Consider the following 22880-nt stretch of genomic DNA (forward strand, 5'->3'; position numbering starts at 1 on the left):
TTCAGCCGCTCGCCGGCGACTAACTCCTATCTCGGCCTCCAAAGGCTACACTTGGGGGAAGTTGCCCTGGAGGCGCCAACTGTCGACGCCATCGGCCGCTGCCGCAGCACGTTTGAATCTAAGAGATCACTCTCATGAAACGCTCATCCTCGCTTCTTCTCCTCACCGCCCTGGCTTGCCTTACTCCCACCGCTCCCGCACCCGCCGACGATGAAATCGAGTACGTCGAAACGTTCGCGTTGGCGAAGGACAGGACGGAGGTTCTCGGGCAGTTGATCCCGGGCACGGAGGAGTACTACTTCTACCATGCGCTGCACTATCAGAACACCGGCCAGACCAAGCAACTTGCCTCGCTGCTCGACAAGTGGCGAAAGAGAGTGAAGTCGTCGGAACTCCGGAACCTGATCGATCGTCGCGAGCGGCTGCTAGCTTACGATAGCGATCCCAAGGCCACGCTCGAGTGGCTGCGCAACGAACTCGGTGTCCATTTCTCCCATCAGCGAAGCCCCGAGCCCGGCCAGAAGCCGAACCTGCCCACCGCACTCGATCCGGAGTTAATCAGCCGCAAGGCGTACCTCCAGCGGGCGACCGCTCGCCAAGACAACCTGAATGGCTTGCAGGATTCGGCGCTCGATTGGCTGCTCCGCGACGGCGGCGTCGAGCTTACTTCCGGCCGCCGCCGAGCACTGTTGTCGCGGCTGGACCGTCCCGACTACGACAACCTCGTCGAGTTGGTGGTCGCCGACCTCCGCACCAAGGAGAGCCGCGGCTTTGGCGAATTCAACATCCATCGCAACTTGCTGCAGTCGCAGTTGGACGCATTGGTCGATCTCAAGCCCGATCTCCGCACCAACAGCAACTTCATCTACGCCTACCTGACAAAGCTCGCACCGAGCGCCGACGCCGATCCCAATAACCCGGAAGTCCGCCAGCAGTACTTGGAGCGGATGTGGGCGTATGTCAAAGATCTGCCGCCGGCCCACAATTCGCTGAAGGCCAACATTCTTTACGCGCTGCTCGACCATCAGCGAAAAGCCGGCGAGTACGATCGCGCGCTGTTCGAAACGTACGTCAAGCTGCCGCGGCCGATGCCGTACATGCAGCCCAGGTACCTGCAGAGCGATCCGGTGCGCCGATTCCACGTGAACCTGGGCCAGGATTTCTCCGCAGCCACGCGTTGCCGCCCGGTGGGCGACGACACCGCGCTGGTCCGCGAGTACCTGCTGCACTTCCTGGTCGACCAGGACGATGTCGCACCTTGGACCGAGTGGATTCGCAACACCTACGTCAAGCCGATCATGGCCGAAGCCAAGATCGTATCCGGCGCGGCGGATCCCGAGCGATGGGCGTCGATGCTCTCGCCCTCGGCCTACCAGCAGTTGAAGGATCGCGTCGATATCGACCTGGCGGTGACCAACCCGCGGCAGTTCGACGTCGACGATGAGGTGACCTTGGCGGTCGACATCAAGAACGTCGACAAGTTGCTGGTGAAGGTCTACGAAGTGAACGCCTTTAATGTCTATCTCGCCACGCAGCGGGAAGTCAGCACGGGACTCCCCCTGGACGGGCTGGTGGCGGGGTCGCAGCAGCAGTACGAGTACAACGAAACACCTTTCCTCCGTGTGCGTCGCGAGTTCACTTTCCCCGAACTCACCGACAAGCGCGGCGTGTGGATGATCGAGCTCATAGGCGGCGGCCGCAGCAGTCGCGCGCTAGTGCGCAAAGGCGGTCTGCACTTCCTTTCGCGTCAGGGCGTGGCCGGCACGGTGCTGTCGATTCTCGACGAAAACGACGAGCCCGTGCCCGACGCCACGGCCTGGCTTGCCGGCCGCGAGTACAAAGCCGACGAAAACGGCGGCATCACCATTCCCTACTCCACGCAGCCCGGGCGGCGGCCGATCATCCTTCGCACGCCCGATGGCTTCGCCTCGCTCGCTCATTTCCAACATCCTGCGGAGGTCTACTCGCTGGATGTCGGGTTCTTTGTCGATCGCGAAGCGCTGCGCGTGGGGGGCGAAGCAACGCTATTGATCCGCCCCGACTTTCGCGTGAACGGAGTCGCGGCGCCGCTGAAGTTACTCGAGCAGGTGAAGCTCACCATCACGTCCACGAATCTCGACGGGGTCAGCACCACGGCCGAGGTGCCGGACTTCGAACTCCAAGCCGACAAGGAAAGCGAGTACCGGTTCGCCGTGCCGCCGCGGCTGGCATCGCTCACGTTCCGGCTGGATGCGCAGGTCGAACAGGTGAGCACCGGCAACAAGATCACGCTGTCGAGCAATGCCACGCGTAGCGTCAATGGCATCGACAAGGCCGACCCGACTTTCGAACTGCACCTCAGTCGCATGGACGGGCACGCGGTCGTGGAAGTGCTCGGCAAGAATGGCGAGCGACTTTCGGACCGCGCAGTGCGATTCGTGTTCCATCATCGCGATTTCAACGGCGCGCATGGCCTGTCGCTCAAGTCGGACGAAGCAGGCCGCATCGACCTGGGAATGCTGCCTGGCATCGTGCGCGTGACGGCCTCGGCCGATGGCACCAACGAGATATCATGGGACATCGCTGCTGGCGAAGATGCCCATAGCCGCCCCGCGGTGCTGCAAGCGGTAGAAGGCGAAACGCTGCACGTGCCACACATCGGCGCGCCCGAACTCTCTCGCGACCAATATTCGCTCCTCGCAGTGCGCGGTGGCACCTTCACCACCGACCAATTCGATAAGCTGTCGCTCGCTGGCGGCTTCCTGCTGATCAAAGACCTCGCGGCAGGCGACTACAGCTTGAAGATCAAGCACGAGAATCGCGTGATTCCGATTCGCATCGCGGCCGGCAAGATGGTCGGACGCTTCGCCGCTGGCAAACGCCGCATCCTCGAGACCGCCCACCAGCTTCCGCTGCAAATCACCGCGGTGGCCGACGACAACGGCGATCTCCTGGTCAAGCTGGCCAACGCCGAAGATGGCACACGGGTTCACGTGCTCGTGGCGCGGTTCAAACCGGCCTTCCCGCTGCACGGGGCACTCGGCCCTGCCTATGATCCGCCCATCGTCGCGATCACCCGGCCGACGTTCCGCAACATCTACCTCAGTGGCCGCGACATTGGCGATGAGTATCGGTACATCCTCGACCGCCGCGATCAACCAACGTTCCCCGGGAACATGCTCGAGCGGCCGGGGCTACTGTTGAATCCATGGGAGCTTCGCGACACCGATACGGGCAAGCAACAGGCTGCCACGGGTGGCGAGTACGACGACGAATCGGGCGGAGCACCGGCTGCGGAAGAGATGGCCGAGGCCCAACAACAAGCGGCGCAACACCAGCTCGATGATCCGTCGAACCTCGACTTCCTGAAGAACGCTGGCGTGGTGCTCGCGAACCTCACGCCGGACGACGACGGCAACATTCGCATCCCCAAGGAGCAACTGAGCGACCGCCAGGATGTACACATCGTGGCGGTTGGGCCCTTGGACATGGTGTTCCGCCACGTTTCGCTGGCCGACGCCGGCGCCAAATTCCGCGACCTCCGTCTGGCCAAGACGCTGGATTTGGCGAAGCACTTCACCGAGCAGAAGGAAGTTTCGCTGCTCAACACCGGCGAGCAGCTCAACATTGCCGATGTTCGCGCCGCCGAAATGCAGGAGTACGACACCCTGGCGTCGGTTTACAGCTTGTACATGACCCGCTCGAGCAACTCGCCCCTGGCCGAATTCGCCTTCGTGCTCGACTGGGATTCGCTGGACGACGACGCCCAGCATGCTAAGTACTCGAAGTACGCGTCGCACGAACTGAGCTTCTACCTGAGTCGCAAGGACCCCGAGTTCTTTGCTGCAGTGATCTTGCCTTACCTGAAGAACAAGAAGGACAAAACATTCCTCGATCACTACTTGCTGGACGACGACGTGAGCGGCTACTTGGATCCGTGGCGGTACAGTCGCTTGAACATGGCCGAGCGCGTGCTGCTGGCCGACCGCCTGGGCGGCGAAGAGCTTGCCTCCACGAAGCGTCACCTGGCCGACCTGTTCGCCCAGCTTCCGCCCGACCCAGCGGCCGTCGAGAACGAGTTTCTTACGTCGCTGCGTGGCCGGTCGCTCTCACTCGACAAGAAGTCTGGACTGCTCAATCACAAATTGGCGACACTCAGTGACGAACGGTCCGACTTCTTCGCCGACGGTGCGGTCAGTCGCTTCGAGTCGGGCAACGCCCGGGGCGCAGTTGCCGGTAGACCGTCTGTCCCGGCGTCAAGATCGGCACCCCCGCCGGTTGCCAAGAGGCCGATGTCTCGCGACAAGTTGGCCGAGTTAGAGGCCGAGGGCGAAGAGTCCTATCGGCGTCTGGCGAGGGAGAAATCGAAGGAACTGAAAGCGGTACGAAGGTCCTATATGGACTACGGCTACTTTGGCGGTGGTGGTGCCGGGTTCGGTCGAATAGCGGGCGAAGCGCGTGATCTCGAGCGTCGCCAGAACGTGCGTGGCTTCTATCGCAAGATGCCAGCCGTGAAGGAATGGGCCGAGAACAACTACTACCACATTCCCATCGAGCAGCAACTGGCGGACCGCATCGCGATCAACGCCTTTTGGCGCGACTACGCCGCGCACCTGGCCGACAACCCGGATGGTCCGTTCCTCTCGAAGAACGTGGCCGCACCGACCTCGAACTTCAGCGAGATGATGCTCGCCCTGGCGGTGCTCGACCTTCCCATCAAGGCCGACGAGCCGGAGATCACCACGGATGCCGCCGCGCTGACGTTGAAGGCCGCCTCGCCGACCATTGTGTTCCACAAGCAGATCCAAGAAGCACCAATCAGCGACGACAAGACGCCCGTGCTGGTGGGCCAGAATTTCTTCCGCCACGGCGATCGTTACGAACAAGTCGATGGCGAAAAACGCGACAAGTACGTGACCGAAGAATTCCTGCCCGGCGTCGTGTACGGGTGCCAGGTGGTGGTCACGAACCCCACTTCGGCGACGCAGAAGCTCGACATCCTGGTGCAGATTCCAGAGAAGGCCATGCCGGTGCTGGGCAGCAAGCCAACCCAGAGCATGGCGGTGCAGCTTGGCCCTTACGCCACGCAGAAGCTGGAGTACTACTTCTACTTCCCCCGCACCGGCGACTACGCTCACTACCCGGTGCAAGTCGCACGCGACGAAGCTCTGGCCGCCTGGGCCGAGCCGTTCACGTTCCATGTGGTCAAGCAGCTCAGCCGCATCGATACGGCCTCGTGGGAGTACCTCTCGCAATGGGGCACGCCCGCCGAGGTGACTAACTTCCTCGAGCAGAACAACATCGAGCGCATCGATCTCAGCCGCATCGCATGGCGGATGCGCGACGTCGACTTCTTCACCAACACGCTCAACCTGCTCTCCAAGCGGCACGTTTACAATCCCGTGCTGTGGAGCTACTCGGTCTACCACAACAAACTCGATCGCATTCAGCAGTACTTGCGGACAAACGACGATTTCCTGCACCGCTTTGGCGACCTGATCGACTGCACGTTGGTCACGGTCGACCCCGTGGAGCGGCATTGGATTCAGCACCTGGAGTACAGTCCGCTGGTCAACGCCCGCGCTCACCGCCTGGGGCGTGATCGCCGGATCGTCAACACCGCGTTCCGCAACCAGTATCACCGGTTGATGAACGTACTGCGTTACAAGGCCGAGCTGACCGAGGAAGACAAGCTCGACGTGGTGTACTACCTGTTCCTGCAGGATCGGATTGCCGAGGGCCTGAGTTGGTTCGACAGTGTCGATGCCGAAAAACTGCCCACGGCCCTGCAGATGGACTACTTGCGTTGTTACGTCGCGTTCTATCGCGAGCAGCCCGACCAGGCGGAGGAGATTGCCAAACGCTACGCCGACTATCCCGTCGACAAGTGGCAAGAACGCTTCGCCGGCGTGCTCTCGCAGGTCGACGAAATCCGCGGCGGCCAGGTCGCTGAGAGCGGACGCGACGAAGACCAACGCGAAACCGCGCAAGACGAACTGGCCTCCACCGAGCCCGCGCTCGCAACGAAGGTCGAAAGCGGCAAGGTCAGGATCACGTACCAAAACCTCGAACAGGTGACGATCAACTACTACGAAATGGATGTCGAGTTCTTGTTCAGCTCGAACCCGTTCGTCGAGAGCGAGGCGGATCGTTTTGGTGTGATCAAGCCCAACCGCAGCGATGTCGTGGAGTTGCCCAAGGGCAGCGAGACGCACTCAGTGGACATCCCCGAAGAATTCTCCGGCAGAAACGTGCTGGTCGAAGTGCTCGGCTCCGGCCGCCGCACCGCCCAGGCGTACTACGCCAACAACCTGAAGGTGCAACTGGTTGAGCAGTACGGACGACTTCAAGTTCGCGATGCCAAGTTGAACAAGCCGCTATCGAAGGTCTATGTGAAGGTCTACGCCCGCACGCCTGAGGGCACGCGTTTCTTCAAGGATGGCTATACCGACCTGCGTGGTAAGTTCGACTACACGAGCCTCAACACCGACGACATCGGAAACGTGAGCGAGTTCGCCGTGCTGGTGATGAGTCCCGACCATGGAGCCGTGGTAAAAACAGCGAAGCCACCACAACGATGATCGCCATTCGAGTCAGGGCTCCGATTCAGGACCATGCGCGCAGTCGCAGCGTCACATTTCGCTCAGATCACGCGTTTTTTAGGGTGTGCGCCTACTTTTCCCTTTTCGCTGGCACTTTCGCGATGACACGGTAAACTTGAGGAACGTTGCCCGCCCGCGCAATCGCTTTCGCCGGGTCGCGACTCTTTGTGCTGTCTTACCGGAACAACGACTCCTAAATTCACTGGAGTGAGAACATGGCGCGCAGATTATCGTTGGGGTGGACTATGGCCATACGTCCGCGCTACTGCCTCCAGTCGCTGGTGATCTACTTACTGGTAGCGCCTGCGGTCGCGCAGGATAAGCAGGAATCTCCCGACGCTACTGCAGCCATCAATCAATCGGCGAAGAGGTTTACCACGGCCTTCAAGAAAGAGAACGCCAAGGCGATTGCCAAGCTGTGGACGCCCAGCGGTGTTTACGTCGACGAAACGGGCGCGGTGCACGAAGGTCGCGAGGCCATTCAAGCGGTGCACCAGCAGTTCTTCGACAGCCACGACGGCGCGGAGATCGAGATCACGATCGATTCGGTTCGCCAAGTAGCCCCCAACGTGGCCGTGGAAGTGGGCGCCGCTAAGATCACGCCGCCACCGTTGGGCGCTCCGGCGTCGAGCAAGTATGTGGCGGTGCACGTCAAGCAAGACAATGGCAAGTGGCTGCTGGATAGCGTCCGCGACACGCGTGTCGACATTCCATCGAACTACGACCGCCTGGTTCACCTGGAACTGTTGGTGGGAGAGTGGGCAGCCGAGCACAACGGCGCCCGGATCGAATTGACCGGCCAGTGGAATCCCAACAAGACCTACTTGGAACGTCGGTTTGTGGTTACACGGAACGGTACGGAGACTGCCTCGACGGAAATCATTGGCTGGGATACGTCCACCGGACAGGTTACGTCCTGGACGTTCTCCGGCGATGGTGCTCGCAACGTGGGACGATGGAAGGCCCTGGACGACGGGTGGATCGTACGCAACCAAGGCGTGACCGCCGAGGGCATCCCCACGACTTCGGTGGACTTCTGGGCCCCACTGCTCGACGACGCCCTGGGCTGGCGATCGACGCAGCGTTCGGCTGGCGGCACCGCACTCGCCGCGCCCGATGAGGTCGTGCTGAAGAAGACCGACGCTGCTGCTTCCAATAACTGATCGGGACAGACACCGTTCTCACACGCAAGGGACATCCCAATGCGCCAAATACTGACTTGTGCTTCTGCTTTGTCTCTCACGACTGCGCTCGTGTTGTGTTCACCTTCCGCCGATGGGCGCGGACTTGGAGGCCACGGCGGAGGAGGCTTCGGCGGCGGTGGCCGCATGGGTGGACTTGGAGGTGGAGGACTGGGAGGTGGTGGGCTTGGAGGTGCGGGCTTAGGTGGCGGAGGACTAGGTGGCGCTGGCTTGGGCGGCGCTGGTCTCGGTGGCGGCGGACTGGGCGGTCTGGAAGGCCGAGGCCTTGGTCCCGGAGTTGGTGGTGGACCACTGGGTGGCGGTGGCTTGGGTGGCGGCCAGTTGGCCGACCGAGCTGCAGCCGCAGGCGGTGGTCGACTCGGCAATCTTGATCCATCCGGCGCCGGGCCGGGGGGTCGCGGATCCGACATCGCTTCGGAGCTACGTGCCGCTGGACTCGGCGGTGGGGGCGGTGCAGGCGCGGCACTCGCCAATCGCGCAGCCGCGGGTGGTGGGCTGGGCCCTGACGGCGCACCGACCAGGAGCCAAGTGGCCAACTTCCTTGGTCTACCGTCCGATAACGGAATGCACAACCTGTCGGGCGAGACCCAGTCGCGACTCAGCCAGGCCTACGCCAACGCCCGATCGGGGGATGGGCCACGCAACAAGAACCTATCGGGCGAGACGCAAAGTCGACTCAGCCAACTGTACGACGACGTGAAAGCGGGTGATGGACCGCGGGGCAACAATATCTCTGGCGAAACACAAAGCAAGCTGAGTCAGCTGTACGACGAAGCCCGCCAGGGCGATGGCCCCTTCAAGAACTTCATCCCCGGCGAGACGCAAAGCAAGTTAAGCCAGTTGTACGACAACGTGAAAGCTGGCGATGGTCCCTTTAAGAACTTCATACCGGGCGAAACGCAAAAGCCTCTGAGCCGCCTGTACGACTCGATTCGCGCCGGCGACCATCCATTCCAACCGTGGTCGCCCTGGGTCATCCACAATAATGCGGTGGTGATTCGACGCAACTTCAACAACTACTACATCTTCACGCCGGGCTGGTATCGCCGCTATCCCGGCGCCTGGTACCCGCCGGTGTGGGCGTACGGCAATCCCTGGATCTACTGCCCGTGGCCAACACTCGGCGTGTGGCTCGGTTACCCCAGCCAGCCGGTGTACTACAACTACGGCGACAACGTCGTCTATCAAAACAACTCCATCTACGTCAACGGGCAGGACGTCGGCACTTCGGCGCAGTACTACCAACAAGCACAACAAATCGCCGACAGCGGCGCCGGCGACGCCAGCAACGAACAGTGGATGCCGCTCGGCGTGTTCGCGCTAACCAGTACCGGACAGAAGTCGGCCAATCTCATCCTGCAGCTTGCGGTCGACAAGCAAGGCGTCCTGCGCGGCAACATGTCCAACCTGAAGGAGAACTCCAACGAGGTCGTTCATGGTGCGGTTGACAAGAAGACCCAGCGGGCAGCTTGGACCGTTGGCGACGACTCCAAGACCGTCTTCGAAACCGGCATCTACAATCTCACCAAGGACGAGACTCCAGTGCTGGTGCACCTGGGCGACGACCAAACCGAGCAGCTACTGCTGGTGCGGCTGGAGCAGAAGGACAAAGGCAGCGCCAACGCACCGTCAACGCCCGAGTAAACTCGGCGTCGACGCTACGTGCTCTGCATTTTGTACTCCGCGTCGCGCACGATTCCCGGCTGCGGCACAGGGTACCTTCCTTCGGCGTTGGGCAGCACCGGCGCCGGACCATCCGCGGTGAAGCTCGCCACGTCGGGCGCCAGTTCGATCTTGCTATTGAGCATCTGGTCGTAAGTCACTTCCTGCCCCGTGTGGGCGGACATGCGGCCCATGCTGGTCACGACGCTCGCCGTGACGCCGCGCGGCACTTCGTTGTAGGAGGTGTCGTCGACGATGGCGTCCACCAAGTCGTCCCATTCCAGTTGATACGGATTGGCTTCCGGCTGGGGGTACTTCCAAATCAAGCTCTTGCGGTCCTGGTTCTGCGAGCTGAATGTGCGCACCTTGCCCGGCGAGTGGCCCGAATTGCTGACAATGGCCGAACCCTTGCTGCCTTGGGCAATGCTCGACATATCGTTCTTGCATCCCAGCATGATTCGCGTATCAAAGTACAGCTTGGCTCCATCGTCAAACGTGTACTCGACCGTATAAGTATCGAAGTTCTGATCGATGTAGTCTCCACGGTAGTGGCGCCCACCGATTCCCATAGCCTTCACCGGCCAGGCGTTCTTCATCCAGCACAACTCGTCGATCTGATGGATGTTGAAGTCGCTGAACAACCCGCCGCTCGACCAGATGAAGCTGTGGAATCGCTCGATCTGCCACATCAGCTCCGAGCGTTCCCCTGGATTGCGAGTCGAGAAGCAGGTAACCACCGGGCCATGCATTCGATAGCCACGCATGAGGATCAGGTCGCCGATTTCGCCGTCGGCGATGCGCTTGTGAAGTTCCTGCCGGCCTCGGCAATGACGGACCATCAGGCCGACACCGCACTTCAGGTTCTTCTCGTCCGCCTGCTTGGCCAACTCGAGCATCTTCTTCGAAGTGGGTCCGTCGGCCGTTAATGGTTTCTCCATGAACACGTTCAAGCCGCGATCGATGGCGTATTGAAAGTGCGGCACGCGAAACGCCAGCGGGGTGGCCAGAATCACGATGTCGCCCGGCCGCAGTTGGTCCATCGCCTGGCGATAGGCGTCGAAGCCGATAAACTTGCGGTCTTCGGGCACGTCCATTTTCTCCGGCGTTTCGGCCAGAAACTGGGTGAGCGTGTCGTGGCTGGTTTTCATGCGATCGGAAAACACGTCGGCCATGGCCACCAGCTTCATCGGCACGCGCGCGACGTTCATCGCATCGAACGCGGCGCCTGTGCCTCGCCCACCGCAACCCACCAGGGCCACGCGAATGCCAGCCTCGGTGCCGGCTTGAGCGAACACACCGCGAGGCGCTGCCGCCAGCAACGATGCCGCGCTCGCCGCTTGCAAGAATCCCCGCCGTGTGGTGTTGTGCGAAGTATCGTTCTTCATTTCATCCTCGCCTGATGGTTGGAATAACGTATCGATCGTATTCGAAGGTCGTTTAACGAATCAGTCCACTGGCGCTGTTCCAGAAGGCATCCATCTCCTCCACGGTTGGAACTTTCTTGGGTCGAACAATCCGAAAACCCAACGCCAGCGCGTCGGTGTGGTACCAGATGCTCTTGGGTAGCTGTGGATCCTGCATCTTCCACGACGAATCCGAGCCGCGGCGGTACGCCGAGCGCAGTTGCTCCGCGTCGTCCTCCCATCCACCCCCGCGCACGCTGCGGGGGTAGAGCTTCGTGGGACGCAGGAAGGGATCGACCGGGTTGTCGCGTATCTGCTCAAAGTAGTCTTCCACATATTGGTCGGCGGTCCACTCCATCACGTTGCCGTGCATGTTGTGCAGCCCCCAAGCGTTGGGCTTCTTGGTGCCGACCTTCTCGTACTGATCGCTGTTGTCGAAGAACCACGCATGATCCTCCAGCTGCGACGCATCGTCGCCATACGAGTAGGCCGTGGAACTGCCCGCTCGGCAGGCGTATTCCCATTCCGCTTCGGTGGGCAACCGATAAAAGTGCCCCGTCTGCGCGCTGAGCCACTGGCAATACTTGCTGGCCGCGTGCTGCGTCATGCTAATCGCCGGGTAGCCCGACTGGCCCATGCCGAAGCTCATCTCCATGTAGGGCGGAGTCGGCGCGCTGACCGCGTCGACCATCGTGTGCTTCGCCGGATCGTAGTCCTTGCGCGCGCCGTTCTTCTTACGTTCTACGTGCGACACCATAAACGGTTCGTACTCGTCCCATGTCACCTCGCACTTGCCCATCCAGAACGGAGAGACTTTCACCTCCACCGCGGGGCCTTCGTTCTCCTGGCGGTCGGCCTCACCCTCGGGGCTACCCATGGTGAACGTGCCACCCGGGATGGCCTTCATCGTGTACTCCACGCCGGTCTGTGGTATCGCCGCGGTGTAGTCGCCCGACTCCTTGTTCTCTTCGGCCGTCTTCACGATCTTCGCGTGGATCCGCTGCAGCAACTGCAAGTTGTCGGGCGAGTCGGTCTTCGCAGCGGGCTCCTTAGCACAGACGGGTGCACCGATAGGTGCGCAGACAAAACACGCTGCAAGGATAGCGAACCACCGAAGAGAGCCGACGCTCTTCAGGACGTTCTGAAGTCGTGTTGGAGTTCGCCTATTCATTCGTGTCTGCGTGAAAGACTCCCACAAAGGATAAATACCAAAATCTGCCGAGACGTTACGTCGAACACTCCGATTTGCAATTATTGGGCCACCTTTTCGGTAATCGGGCTGCTCGAAGAATACGACGCCAACTCATCCGCTGAGGTCGAATCTGCCAGCCCTTCGCTGGCCGAAGTGAGCTGCAGGTCGTCGTCCACCGCGAGCCTCGGCTGAATGCCTTGTTTCTGCAACTCGCTGTGGTAACTACGCACCGCTTCGCTGGCCGATGTCTCGGCGTCGGCCACCCATCGCAGGTGCTGAATAAACAGCAGTTGGTCCTCAGCGCGATTGATCTTCCGGCCGAACAGCGCGGCTCGCACACCGCTCTTCCTGGCTTCGGCCAACAGGTGAAATGCGTCGTGCGTGGTGCCCGACGATCCTCCCATGATGCCCACCACCATCGTGTTGTCGAACTCGCACAAAGCGGATGTCAGTCGGCGCCCCAAGTACGGGATCTTCAAGAACTGCGGCCGCTCCGATTCGGTCACTCCCGCCAGCAACCGAACGATGCTGTCGGCGATGAACGGGGCGTACTCTTTCTGTTTCAGGTCGTGCGGTGCATTCGGCGGGAACACCTCGAGGAAGTGTCGGAACCCAGCCCGCTCGGCTTCGTGACGAAACTCCCGATAGGCGAGCAGACTGGCGCGATCGCGGGCCACGTCGTGGTTCAGTGTCATCGAGTACAAACCCAGGTCGACGCACTTCGCCGAGTCTTCCGCTGGCGCAATCGTTCCGTACAAAGCGTGGGTGATACTCGCGGTAGCAAACGGCAGCGATGGCTCCGACGCGTAACTGTAGTCCTTGCCGGCCAGCCAGATGTCGGTCGTATCGTTGCTGCGAATCGCCGGCGTGACCGCTGTGCCGTCGAACAACCGCTCGACGCGAGCCAACCGATCGGCCGTCCGGGCGCTCACGAGCATGATGTCGACCAGTCCCTGCTCGACGATCCCGCGAATGATCGCTTCGTACTCCTGCAGACTGCGATAGGCCGACTCGCCCGGCTGCTGAGGCCAACGCTCGCCGCAAGCACTCAGGCCGAACGCCATGTCGGCGTCTTTGGCATCTGCCAGAATGAAGCAGTCGCTGGAGTTGTCGCTTTGCAGCGTTTCTAGTTTCGTATCAAGCGACTTGGGTGGCATTGCAATGACTCTTTTGCTTCGTGCTCACTGGTTGGCCGAGCAAGTGCGAGATGACCAGTTGATCGAGCGACTCGTAGTCTCGCGACTTGATCAGCTCGCTCGCCTGCTCCTCGGGGAAGGAGCGAGCCTTCTCAACCAGCATCTCAAACGTAGCCTTGCTGTTGGCCAGGTGACGATAAGCCATGGGACCGCGCTCGGTTCGCATGGCTTTCACATCCAGTCCAATATAACAACCTGTCTCACTGTATTGGGCCGATTCGAGCACGCGAACCTGATTGAACGCTCCACGCAGGTCGACACTGCCGAAACTCTTATCCTGATCGTATTTCAAGCCGTTCTGGTCGTTGAGGTGCACGCTCCACAGCTTGCCCGCCCCGAGCGCGAACGCCATTTCGTCCGACGCATCCAGGCCAGCGAGTTGAGCGTGGGCCGTTTCGATCAACCCGCCCACGCGATGCGGAGCCGAAGTCCGCTCGGCGATTGCCAAGGCGTGGCCAATGGTCGGCACGTAGGCCTGGTCCATTGGTTCGTTCGGCTTCGGTTCAATCGCGATTCGGACCCACGGATTGTAGTCCAGCATCTCGTTGATCGCGTCGATGATGTAATTGTACGCCTGCGCGGCACACTTCGACTCTCGCAGATAGGTTCCCTCGCGAGCGAGCCACAGCACGATCAGGTCGGTGCCCATCAGATGGGCAATGTCGATTGCCTTCTTCGAGCGCTCGATGGCCCATTGCCGACAACCGGCGTCGTTCGCAGTATAGCCGCCATCGACGCCACGCTCGTCTTCCCACAAACGGGGGGCGACGAACTCCGCCACTAGACCCGCCGAGTCGAGCGCCGCGCGCAGCTCTTTGGCTTCCTGTTGCACCGTGTTCCAGGTCTTGTTGTCGAGCCCCGTCACGGCGTCGTCGTCGTGCAACTGCACGGCGTCGAAGCCAAGCTGCTTGTACACATCGAGCTTGCGGCGAAACTCCACCGTGGGGCGGACCGGCGGGCCGAAGGGATCGGCGCCTTCGTGAATGTTCCAGGGACCAAACGAAAAGCGGTAATCGGATGCTGTGCTCATATTCAATTGCTAACGTGGTTTCAAGCGTTTAAGTAGTTCGTGTTGTGTGGACATGGTTGGCGGGAGTAATTTGCTAATGAGCCACAAGCGGCTCGACGCCTGCCATGCGACAAGTCTCGTCCAAGTCGAACAGTCCGCCCTGTGCTCCATAACACGTCACACACCCTGCGCCGGCCGCGGCTGCCAGCCTGCCGGCATCTTCGCATTCCATTCCGCGGAGCAATCCCGTCAGGAAAGCCCCCAAAAAACAATCGCCTGCGCCGGTCGTGTCGACAACCTTGCCGGGCGGCGTCACCGGCTCGATCCACGCCGACTTTCCAGGCTCTTTGCTCACCATCGCTCCATCGGCTCCGAGCTTCACGCCTAGCACACCTTGGCAACCAAAGTCGCGATAGGCCGAGAGAATCCGTTCGGGTTCGCTCTCCCCTGTTTCTTGTATGGCTTCTTGATGGCTGGGGAAGTAGCAATCCACCAACGGAAGACACGCCTTCACGACTTCCGGGTCGCTCCCGCTGCCAGCCGCTTCCACAACAGTCATGCAACCACGATCCCGCGCGAGCTGCAACACCTCAGGCAGTCGCGGCTGAAGCTCCGGTAGCAGCGACAGGTAACCGACCAGCAACATCCGCGACTGCGTTAGCAATCGCTCATGCCGCAGGAACAGGTCGGCGTCGAGTTTCTCCAGCGCTCCCACATGGTGACCAAACGACCGCTGCCCAGCCGTATCGACCAACACCGCCGATGTGCTCGTCGCCTGCTCGCCACGTTCGACCGCGTTGGTATTGATGTCCAAGCGGCGCAGACGCTCGAGAAGCAAATCCCCGAATTCATCACTTCCCACGAGCGTCATTGCCGCCACGCGCATCCCGTAGCGGCTCATGGCCGCTCCGGTGTTAGCCACAATGCCGCCTGGGTGCACGGTAAGTGGTTTGGTTGGAAACAATCGATCGGGGCCAATGGGCGCGTCCAAGTCGACTGGTTGAACGACCACGTCCACAACCGCCGTGCCACAGATCGTGACGTCAAATTCTCGGTCCACGGCGATCAAACTGTCTCTTCCAGCAAGAGGAGCGCGCTACCGCGCGAAAAGCTACTCCAGAAGCATCGCCGAGATCACGCCCGCGTGCTACCAACATCTGCTCAGGCACTAATGCTATTGTGCGTGCACGACGGCTCTCCGAACGGTCCAGATGAGTAATCTGTATCAAATCGCACCCATTGGTACGTGGTGCTCGTTTTGTCCCAGGCGGGGCAAAACCCAATTCCGTAAAGCCTTACGCAAAAGCCACTTACGAGTTTTGCCCCAGGCCCGATTGGAATAACACGATCCATGGGCCCAAAACCCCAGTTAAGCCGAAGCCCGGCAAGTCCGTAAATCGTTTCTCAAAAACAAGTTACAAGGATCTCTACTCCGATAGCCTCCCGAGTTTTGGGCCCCGGTTTCCCGCAGGTGGGACAAAACTCCCAAGGGTGAACGAGAGATAGGTCAACGCCACCCGCATAGTCCATGCAGTTCGCCTGGCCGACCCAGTCACCGCCCCGCGGAATATGAACATACTTCCACTCACCTATTAAATCGACTTTTTGTGCGTTTTCAACAGGCGTTGCATCTACTGAGAACACACACGCGTGCGTTCAACCAGCGTTCACTCCCCATTCCCAACGTAGTTGGCCCTGGCCATGGCGCGCGGGTATATTCGGGTGAAATCAACCGATCGTCACGGGAGGGCAAATCATGCGAATGGTTGAAGCGTACTTCTCATCTTCTTGGCTGCTTGCCGGGCAGTTCTTGCCAGCGACCTGTTCGTCGCTACCCAAACGAATGGAGGGCTTAGCAATGCGAAGCATTCTGATTGCCGCGATTCTGACAACGATGGCCGCGTCGAACTCCGCAATGGCGGGTGAGTTGTTCCTGGTGCCGGTCGGCGAGGGCGAGATGAAACTCCTGATCCGCGAACCGGGTCGAACCATGGGCTCCTGCCACTGGTCGCCCGATGGCAAGAAGATCACCTTCGACACCTGGGGACCCAAAGAGGATCTGCACGACTCCAAGGTGGGCGTCTACGACCTGGAGACCGGCAAATGGACGACGGTCGGCGAGGGAGCGATGCCGAAGTTCTCACCCGACAGTAAACAAATCGTCTGCCACACCTATTCGCCAAACCAAATCGTCGTGCTCGACGTCGATGGCACCGGTCGCGAAGCGGTGTTCGACCAATGGGGCGCTCCCTGGTTCGATCCCGAAGGAACCGGCATCTTCACTTGCAGCACACAAGGCATCCGTCGATTTGACCTTCGCACTGGCAAACAAGACATCGTTGCGGCGCGTGGCGAGAGCTTTCACTGGGGATACAGTGTTTCGCCCACCGGCAACGGGTTCTGCTTTGCTGCACGTAGTGGACCCGGCGTGGGAGTCGCCATGAAGGACGAAGCGGGCAGGTACCGCACCAGATGGAAATGGCCCGACTTGGTGAGCAAGTGGTCGACCTGGTCGCCCGATGGCAAACGCATTGTGGCCGAGCAACGCGTGGGGAGTGAGAAGAAACCGAAAGCCCTGGTCTACCTCGATCCGTTTGAGGACAAGGAGCCCGAACTTCTGCCGGGTAGTGGCACCAAGTGGAAAGGCCACTGCCCTGCTTGGTCGCCCGATGGAAAGTGGATTGTGTGCAGCGGCACCAGCAACCTACCGGATCCATGACCGACACGAGCGTCGACACGCAGACGCAGGACACGCGGCCACAGCGCTCTCGCCGCTGGCGGTTCTTGCCGCGGTTCGGCATCAAGTGGCTGCTAGTATTCACCACACTGGCGTGCGTCTTCCTGGCCGCCTGGAGTGTGTACATCGATCCCTATCGCCAGCAGCAAGCGGCCGTTGCACGGATTCGGAAACTCGAAGGCCAGGTGAGCGAGCGGAACGCGGTAGGTCCCGCCTGGCAACAGTGGATGGTCGAGACATTCCTGGGCGACGGGAGCTTTGTGTTGGCCGAACAGGTCGAACTGCACCAATCGGAGATTCCCGACGACCTGCGAGAACACCTGGGACGCTTGCCCTTCGTCGAAGTGCTGAAACTGGACGGCGCTGGGATCGACGATCGGACTGTAGCCGCACTCATGCCCGGCGAGAGTGTGCGGAAACTATCCCTGCGTTACACACGCGTGACCGACGCCTCGATGCACGCGGCTGCACAGTTCCCACACCTGCACACGCTATTGCTCACCGGCGCCGACGTAGGCGACGAGGGCCTGGAAGCCTTGGCCGCCAACCAGTCGCTCGAAAAACTGTTCATCCGTTGGACCAACGTCACCGAAGAAGGCGTCGCCGCCTTCCGCCAGAAGCGTCCTGATTGTGAAGTGATCTACAGCGCGCGGTAAGCCGTGGCGACGTAGACCCTTCGGTCGCTTAGGCTCCCTCAGAATGACAATGCCCCAACACTAGGTCGGTTCTACTCGTCGTCGGAGCTCGCTCCGCCGATTCGCTCTTTGCCCACCCACTTCTGTAGCACTTCGGGCACCAGGATCGAGCCGTCGGGCTGTTGGCAGTTTTCGAGAATCGCGATTAACGCGCGGCTCACCGCGATGGCGGTGCCGTTGAGGGTGTGGACGAAGTGGGTGCCCTTCTCGCCCTTCTTCTTGTAGCGAACATCCAGCCGGCGGGCCTGGTAGTCGGTGCAGTTCGAGGTGCTGGTGACTTCGCCATACTCGCCGCCGTTGCCGCGGCCGGGCATCCACGCTTCGAGGTCGAACTTGCGATACGCCGGTCCGCCCAGGTCGCCAGTGGCGATGTCGATCACCTTGTAAGGGATGCCGAGTTCGTCGAATAGGTTGCACTCCAGGTCGAGGAAGTAGTTGTGCATGTCTTCACTCTGCTCGGGCGTGGTGAAGGCAAACATCTCGATCTTGGTGAACTGATGCACGCGATACAGCCCGCGCGACGCGCGACCCGCCGCGCCGGCTTCGGTGCGATAACAGTGGCTGATGCCGCACAGCTTGATGGGCAGCTCTTCCTCGTCGATCACCTGCCCGGCGTACAAGCCGCCCAATGTGATCTCGGCGGTGGCCACCAGGTTGAGGTCGAAGTTCTCGATGCTGTAGATCTGCGTCTCCGGCCCGCGCGGCACAAAGCCCACGCCCTGCACGATGTCGCCCCGCGCCAGGTCGGGCGTGATCATCGGCTTGAAGCCTTCCTTGTACAAATACTCCACGGCGAACTGCTGCAGTGCGAGCTCCAACAGCACCGCTTCGTTCTCGAGGAAGTAAAACCCATGCCCGGCAATTCGCGCTCCGCCCTCCAGATCGATCAGCTTGTGCTGTTCGCCCAGTTCCACATGATCCTGAATGGGAAACCGCATGGGCCGAACTTCCACCGCACCGCGGCGCAGTTCGCGACTGTCTTCCTCACCGCCACGTGGCGACTCGGGGTGCGTGAGATTTGGGATGTGGCTGTAGATCGCGCCGGCCTCGGCGACGACGCGCTCGATCTCTGTTTGCTTGGCATCTTTTTGTTGCCGAAGCGAGCGTCCCTGTTCTTTGAGCGCTTCTCGCTCTGCCTCGTCCTTTGCTTTGCCGATCTTCGGGCTTACCTGGTTCGCCTGGCGCGAGAGTTCCTCGACCTCCTGTTGCAGGGCGCGACGCTCGGTTTCGAGCTTCGCGTACCGGGCGACATCGGCCTTTACGCCGCGAATGTCGCAGTTCTCCTGGACTAATTCCACGTTTTCGAGAATGAACCGAGGGTCGAGCATGGCTGCTTGCTGATAGCGATTAGGGCGGAACACAAGCGGCGGCGGATGGTCGCACACCGAGCGACATAATATACTCGGGGAATACGTATTTCACCACCGCGGGTCAAATACCGCAGCGGCTTCCCCCAGTCAGGACCCAGCATGGACGACATCCCCTTCGAAGACACCGAGCAGCCCGACGACGGCGACACGTCCACCGTCGTGGCCCCGAAGAAGGAGCGGAAAGCCCATCGGACCGAGCGGGAGGTGCCTAAATATCATGTAGTGCTGTGGGATTCCGACGACCACACCTTCGACTACGTGGAAAAGATGCTGCGGGAGCTGTTCGGCCACACCAAGAAGGACTGCGAGCAGATCGCCAAAGGAGTCGACGAAGAAGGCCGCGCCATCGTGCTCACCACCACCAAGGAGCACGCCGAACTGAAACGCGACCAGATCCACGCCTACGGCAAGGACAACCTCGAAGGCAGCAAGGGAAGCATGTGGGCCACCATCGAGTCGGCTGACTGACCCCGTAGAACGGAATTCATTCCGTTGGCCGATTTCGATGTAGCTGGATTCGCAAGAGTTCAGAAGCGTGGCAAACACGTCCGAATTCTTGCGAATCCGGCTACAATTAGTGAGTATCGCCTCCACTAGCAGTTTTCACAAACGGAATCGCTTCCGTTCTACGGTATGAAGCTCAAAACCCACACACTTGGTTGCAAGGTCAATCAGTACGAGACGGAGTACCTGCGCGAAGGGCTGCAGTCGATTGGGTATGCAGATGCGGTGGGTGGCGAGGCGGCCGATCTTTGTATCGTCAACACCTGCACGGTGACCGGCGAAGGGGACTCGAAGAGCCGGCAGGTCATTCGGCGGATGGCGCGGGAGAACCCGGCGGCGAAGATCGTGGTGATGGGCTGTTACGCCACTCGCGCGCCCGACGAGATCAAAGCCCTGCCCGGCGTTACCGAAGTGCTGACCGATAAGCGCGAGCTGCCCGACCTGTTGGGACGCTTTGGCGTGACCGACGTGCCGACCGGCATCAGCGGTTTTGGCTCACGGCACCGCGCGTACGTCAAGGTGCAGGACGGCTGTTTGCTGCGGTGTAGCTTCTGCATCATTCCCCACGTCCGCCCGCAACTCACCAGCCGGCCGATGGAGCACATCGTCGACGAAGTCCGGCGACTGGTCGACGGCGGTTACCGCGAAGTCGTACTCACCGGCATTCACCTCGGGCACTACGGTGTCGACTTCAATCGCCTGAAGCCGAAGAGCGAGTGGACACGGCTCGCGCACCTGCTGGTCGAGTTGGCGGAACTGCCCGGCGACTTCCGCGTGCGGCTCTCGAGCATCGAGGCCACCGAAGTGACCCGCGAACTGCTCGACGTGATGGCCAGCTACCCGCAGCGGATCTGCCCTCACCTGCACATCAGCATGCAGTCGGGCAGCGACAGCGTGCTCCGCCGGATGCGTCGGCGTTGGGGCAGCCAAAGGTTCGTGGATCGCTGCGGGATGTTCAAGGAGCGACTCGACCGCCCGGCGATTACCACCGACATCATTGTGGGCTTCCCGGGCGAGACGGAGCAGGAGTTCCGAGAGACGATCGAGGTGTCGCGCGAGGTGGGCTTCTCGAAGATCCACATCTTCCCCTTCAGCGCCCGCCGCGGCACGCCCGCCGCCACACTGCCGGATCAGTTGCCCAAGCCACTGAAGCAAGAGCGCGTGCACCGCTTGGCGGAAGTGGAAGCGGAACTGCGCGACGAGTACTTCGCTTCGCTCGCAGGGATGCAACTCAAAGTGCTGGTAGAAAGCCGCATGGAAGGAGATGCGTCGTTCGTGGGGACTTCTTGTCGATACGCCCCGGTAGAACTGCAGACGATACCGGACAACGAAGGCCAGTTCGTCGATGTCACTGCAGGCGATGTGGCCGAAGGTCGAATTCTCGCTCGTGAAGCAGTGATGCATGCCAGCAGCGCTTGCTCGCCTATCTAGAGGCGAAAGCACGTGTTTCCAGGAGTTGGGTGGTACACCCGCGTAGCTCCGCGTATAACGTAGGCGCTTTCGTCGAAGCCGACGAACTTTCAGGGAACACCGGGAGGAGGCTAGGCCATGTATCGCGCACGGAGTATCTCTACACTCACACTGAGCATTCTTCTCTCTGCATCCGCTACACTGAATGCCGAGACACTGTGGACCGAGGGCGCCGAGAACGGGCTGGCTTACGTCATCGATGGCACGTCGAGCACCTACGACCTCATCCACTCCAACTACGTGGCCAAAGGCGATTACGCTTTTCACTTGGCCAATGCTTCGTTCAATGACAACTGGTTTGTCATTGATCAGGACATCACTCCCCAGGCCGATACGAAGCTCTTCTTCCAAAGCCGCATGAGTTGGACTACACCGGGACAAGTTGCCAAAGTGCAACTCTCTACCAATGGAGGCTCGAGTTGGTCGACCGACCTCTATACGCAATATGGCTCTAATAATGCTGGCGAAGGGACGTTCAACCTCCGCACCGTCGATCTCAGCGCCTACGCCAACCAATCGGTGAGGTTTCGATTCTATCTCGACTTCACTGGTGGCTCCGTGTTCGTACCACAAGAGGAATATGACATTGGCTGGAACATCGACGACATTCAGATTGGTTCGCAGCTCGAGAAACAGCAATACAGCATCGGCGATCCCACGGCGCACGAACAACAATACCTGGAGTACATCAACCGCGCGCGGGCGGATGCAATCGTCGAAGCCAACCGGCTGGCCAACGAAACCGATCCCGATGTGACCAGTGCGTACAATTTCTTTCGCATCAACACGCAGGATATCGTCGACCAATTCGAGTGGTCGGTTGCTAATGGATTGTTCGAGCAGGTGGCACAGCCGCTCTCGTTCAATGAGCAGATGATCGAAGCGGCGCGCCTCCACTCGCAAGACATGTACAACAACCAGTTTCAAGGCCACTACTCCTCGGCGAACCCTCCGTCACCGCTAATGTTCAACGACGGCCCCGGCGATCGGCTCGATGCGGTGGGATACGACTGGGCAAGCTATGGCGAGAACGTGTTTGCGTATGCCGATTCGGTCACCAGCGGCCACGCTGGGTTTGATGTCGACTGGGGCAACGTCTCCAATCCTGGTGACCCCAATTACAACCCCGCGTTTGCTGGCGAGGGCATGCAAAACCCGGCGGGGCACCGGCTGTCGATTCATAACGACCTGTTTAAGGAGATTGGCGTCGGCGTGGTGAACGGCACCAATGGCTCGGTGGGCCCGCAGATTGTCACGCAGGACTTCGGCTACCCCGGCGAGGCGACGTTCATTACCGGCGTGGTATTCGAGGATCTAAACGGCAACAACTTCTACGACATTGGCGAAGGCCGCAGCGGCGTCCGTGTCGACATCGCCGAAAGTGCCTACTACGCGATCAGTAGCACGTCCGGGGCGTATACCATACCCGTCGATGGCGATGGTTCGTACCTGGTGGAATTCACCGGCGGCGACTTCGCCGACTACTCGATGCTGGCCGAGGTGTCGGGCGGCAAGAACGTAAAAGTCGACTACCTGGCCACCAGCCAAGTCTACCTGGCCGCCGACTACAATCAGAACGGAATCGTCGACATGCCCGACTACGAGCTGTGGAAGCAAACGCTCGGCTCCACCGAAGACCTCCGTGCCGACGGCAACGGCGACCTGCTCGTCAACCTTGCCGATTACACGGTGTGGCGAAACTGGCTCGGCGCCACCACCATCGAGCCCGGGGCCACCACGGCAATCCCCGAACCAACCGGCATGATGCTCACCCTGCTGGCTGTGGGCGGAGTGGTTTCACTGCGACGGCGCTCCGCATAGTTCCGCCGTACTCCAAACGGTTCACACGGAGCGTGCAA

Annotated in this window: 15 protein-coding genes; 8 read left to right on the top strand and 7 right to left on the bottom strand. The window is 60.6% G+C overall.

All coding sequences use genetic code 11. The features are described from left to right. The first annotated feature begins 134 nt into the window (after positions 1 to 134). From ACQK2L_RS31435 to ACQK2L_RS31445, 3 genes are all read left to right on the top strand, one after another. Positions 135 to 6560: a hypothetical protein gene (locus ACQK2L_RS31435; protein WP_425401017.1), complete on the top strand. Its 6426-nt coding sequence runs from the start codon at positions 135 to 137 to the stop codon at positions 6558 to 6560. A 266-nt stretch (positions 6561 to 6826) separates the two neighbouring features. Further along, the gene (locus tag ACQK2L_RS31440; protein WP_425401018.1) at positions 6827 to 7744 is read left to right on the top strand and encodes a YybH family protein; all 918 of its coding nucleotides are present in this window, start codon (positions 6827 to 6829) and stop codon (positions 7742 to 7744) included. Positions 7745 to 7834: 90 nt separating this feature from the next. Next, the gene (locus ACQK2L_RS31445) at positions 7835 to 9427 is read left to right on the top strand and encodes a protocadherin (protein ID WP_425401019.1); all 1593 of its coding nucleotides are present in this window, start codon (positions 7835 to 7837) and stop codon (positions 9425 to 9427) included. A 14-nt stretch (positions 9428 to 9441) separates the two neighbouring features. On the opposite strand, the gene ACQK2L_RS31450 is transcribed toward ACQK2L_RS31445, so the two are convergent. The 6 genes from ACQK2L_RS31450 to ACQK2L_RS31475 all read right to left on the bottom strand — a co-directional run bounded on the left by ACQK2L_RS31450 (position 9442) and on the right by ACQK2L_RS31475 (position 16114). Further along, on the bottom strand, positions 9442 to 10830 hold the full coding sequence (locus tag ACQK2L_RS31450) for a Gfo/Idh/MocA family protein (protein WP_425401020.1): 1389 nt from the start codon (positions 10828 to 10830) through the stop codon (positions 9442 to 9444). Positions 10831 to 10882: 52 nt separating this feature from the next. After that, positions 10883 to 12019, bottom strand: coding sequence for a formylglycine-generating enzyme family protein (locus ACQK2L_RS31455; protein ID WP_425401021.1), 1137 nt, complete (start codon positions 12017 to 12019; stop codon positions 10883 to 10885). Between the two features lie 80 nt (positions 12020 to 12099). Then, entirely contained in the window at positions 12100 to 13197 is a 1098-nt protein-coding gene (locus ACQK2L_RS31460; RefSeq protein WP_425401022.1) for a hypothetical protein, read from the bottom strand. After that, positions 13178 to 14266, bottom strand: coding sequence for a TIM barrel protein (locus tag ACQK2L_RS31465; RefSeq protein ID WP_425401023.1), 1089 nt, complete (start codon positions 14264 to 14266; stop codon positions 13178 to 13180). The genes ACQK2L_RS31460 and ACQK2L_RS31465 overlap by 20 nt, the downstream gene beginning before the upstream one ends. Positions 14267 to 14339: 73 nt before the next feature. After that, positions 14340 to 15305, bottom strand: coding sequence for a carbohydrate kinase family protein (locus ACQK2L_RS31470; RefSeq protein ID WP_425401024.1), 966 nt, complete (start codon positions 15303 to 15305; stop codon positions 14340 to 14342). Between the two features lie 668 nt (positions 15306 to 15973). Beyond that, complete coding sequence (locus ACQK2L_RS31475; protein WP_425401025.1) at positions 15974 to 16114, bottom strand: hypothetical protein; 141 nt, start codon at positions 16112 to 16114, stop codon at positions 15974 to 15976. Between ACQK2L_RS31475 and ACQK2L_RS31480 the strand changes: the two genes are divergently transcribed. Together ACQK2L_RS31480 and ACQK2L_RS31485 are read left to right on the top strand one after the other, a co-directional pair. Beyond that, positions 16104 to 16964: a TolB family protein gene (locus ACQK2L_RS31480; protein ID WP_425401026.1), complete on the top strand. Its 861-nt coding sequence runs from the start codon at positions 16104 to 16106 to the stop codon at positions 16962 to 16964. The genes ACQK2L_RS31475 and ACQK2L_RS31480 overlap by 11 nt on opposite strands. Beyond that, positions 16961 to 17638: a hypothetical protein gene (locus tag ACQK2L_RS31485; protein ID WP_425401027.1), complete on the top strand. Its 678-nt coding sequence runs from the start codon at positions 16961 to 16963 to the stop codon at positions 17636 to 17638. Before ACQK2L_RS31480 ends, ACQK2L_RS31485 begins: the two co-directional genes overlap by 4 nt. A gap of 71 nt (positions 17639 to 17709) precedes the next feature. On the opposite strand, the gene serS is transcribed toward ACQK2L_RS31485, so the two are convergent. After that, positions 17710 to 19005 (bottom strand): serine--tRNA ligase, encoded by a 1296-nt coding sequence (gene serS / locus ACQK2L_RS31490; RefSeq protein WP_425401028.1) that lies wholly within the window; start codon positions 19003 to 19005, stop codon positions 17710 to 17712. Positions 19006 to 19146: 141 nt separating this feature from the next. Here serS and ACQK2L_RS31495 point away from each other — a divergent pair, with 141 nt between their 5' ends. From ACQK2L_RS31495 to ACQK2L_RS31505, 3 genes are all read left to right on the top strand, one after another. Beyond that, positions 19147 to 19515, top strand: a complete 369-nt coding sequence (locus ACQK2L_RS31495; RefSeq protein ID WP_425401029.1) for an ATP-dependent Clp protease adaptor ClpS — start codon at positions 19147 to 19149, stop codon at positions 19513 to 19515. A gap of 165 nt (positions 19516 to 19680) precedes the next feature. After that, on the top strand, positions 19681 to 20982 hold the full coding sequence (gene mtaB, locus ACQK2L_RS31500; protein WP_425401030.1) for a tRNA (N(6)-L-threonylcarbamoyladenosine(37)-C(2))-methylthiotransferase MtaB: 1302 nt from the start codon (positions 19681 to 19683) through the stop codon (positions 20980 to 20982). Positions 20983 to 21099: 117 nt separating this feature from the next. Further along, on the top strand, positions 21100 to 22842 hold the full coding sequence (locus tag ACQK2L_RS31505; protein WP_425401031.1) for a CAP domain-containing protein: 1743 nt from the start codon (positions 21100 to 21102) through the stop codon (positions 22840 to 22842). Positions 22843 to 22880: the final 38 nt, after the last annotated feature.

Source organism: Aeoliella sp. (assembly GCF_965227375.1).
In the GTDB taxonomy this organism is placed as follows: Bacteria; Planctomycetota; Planctomycetia; order Pirellulales; family Lacipirellulaceae; genus Aeoliella.

Bases quoted from the DNA above. Each gene is read 5' to 3' on its own strand.
- ACQK2L_RS31465 (WP_425401023.1), bottom strand. From the start codon at position 14,266: ATGAGCACAGCATCCGATTACCGCTTTTCGTTTGGTCCCTGGAACATT.
- ACQK2L_RS31480 (WP_425401026.1), top strand. From the start codon at position 16,104: ATGCGAAGCATTCTGATTGCCGCGATTCTGACAACGATGGCCGCGTCG.
- ACQK2L_RS31450 (WP_425401020.1), bottom strand. From the start codon at position 10,830: ATGAAGAACGATACTTCGCACAACACCACACGGCGGGGATTCTTGCAA.
- ACQK2L_RS31485 (WP_425401027.1), top strand. From the start codon at position 16,961: ATGACCGACACGAGCGTCGACACGCAGACGCAGGACACGCGGCCACAG.
- serS (WP_425401028.1), bottom strand. From the start codon at position 19,005: ATGCTCGACCCTCGGTTCATTCTCGAAAACGTGGAATTAGTCCAGGAG.
- ACQK2L_RS31460 (WP_425401022.1), bottom strand. From the start codon at position 13,197: ATGCCACCCAAGTCGCTTGATACGAAACTAGAAACGCTGCAAAGCGAC.
- ACQK2L_RS31505 (WP_425401031.1), top strand. From the start codon at position 21,100: ATGTATCGCGCACGGAGTATCTCTACACTCACACTGAGCATTCTTCTC.
- ACQK2L_RS31495 (WP_425401029.1), top strand. From the start codon at position 19,147: ATGGACGACATCCCCTTCGAAGACACCGAGCAGCCCGACGACGGCGAC.
- ACQK2L_RS31435 (WP_425401017.1), top strand. From the start codon at position 135: ATGAAACGCTCATCCTCGCTTCTTCTCCTCACCGCCCTGGCTTGCCTT.
- ACQK2L_RS31455 (WP_425401021.1), bottom strand. From the start codon at position 12,019: ATGAATAGGCGAACTCCAACACGACTTCAGAACGTCCTGAAGAGCGTC.
- ACQK2L_RS31475 (WP_425401025.1), bottom strand. From the start codon at position 16,114: ATGCTTCGCATTGCTAAGCCCTCCATTCGTTTGGGTAGCGACGAACAG.
- ACQK2L_RS31440 (WP_425401018.1), top strand. From the start codon at position 6,827: ATGGCCATACGTCCGCGCTACTGCCTCCAGTCGCTGGTGATCTACTTA.
- mtaB (WP_425401030.1), top strand. From the start codon at position 19,681: ATGAAGCTCAAAACCCACACACTTGGTTGCAAGGTCAATCAGTACGAG.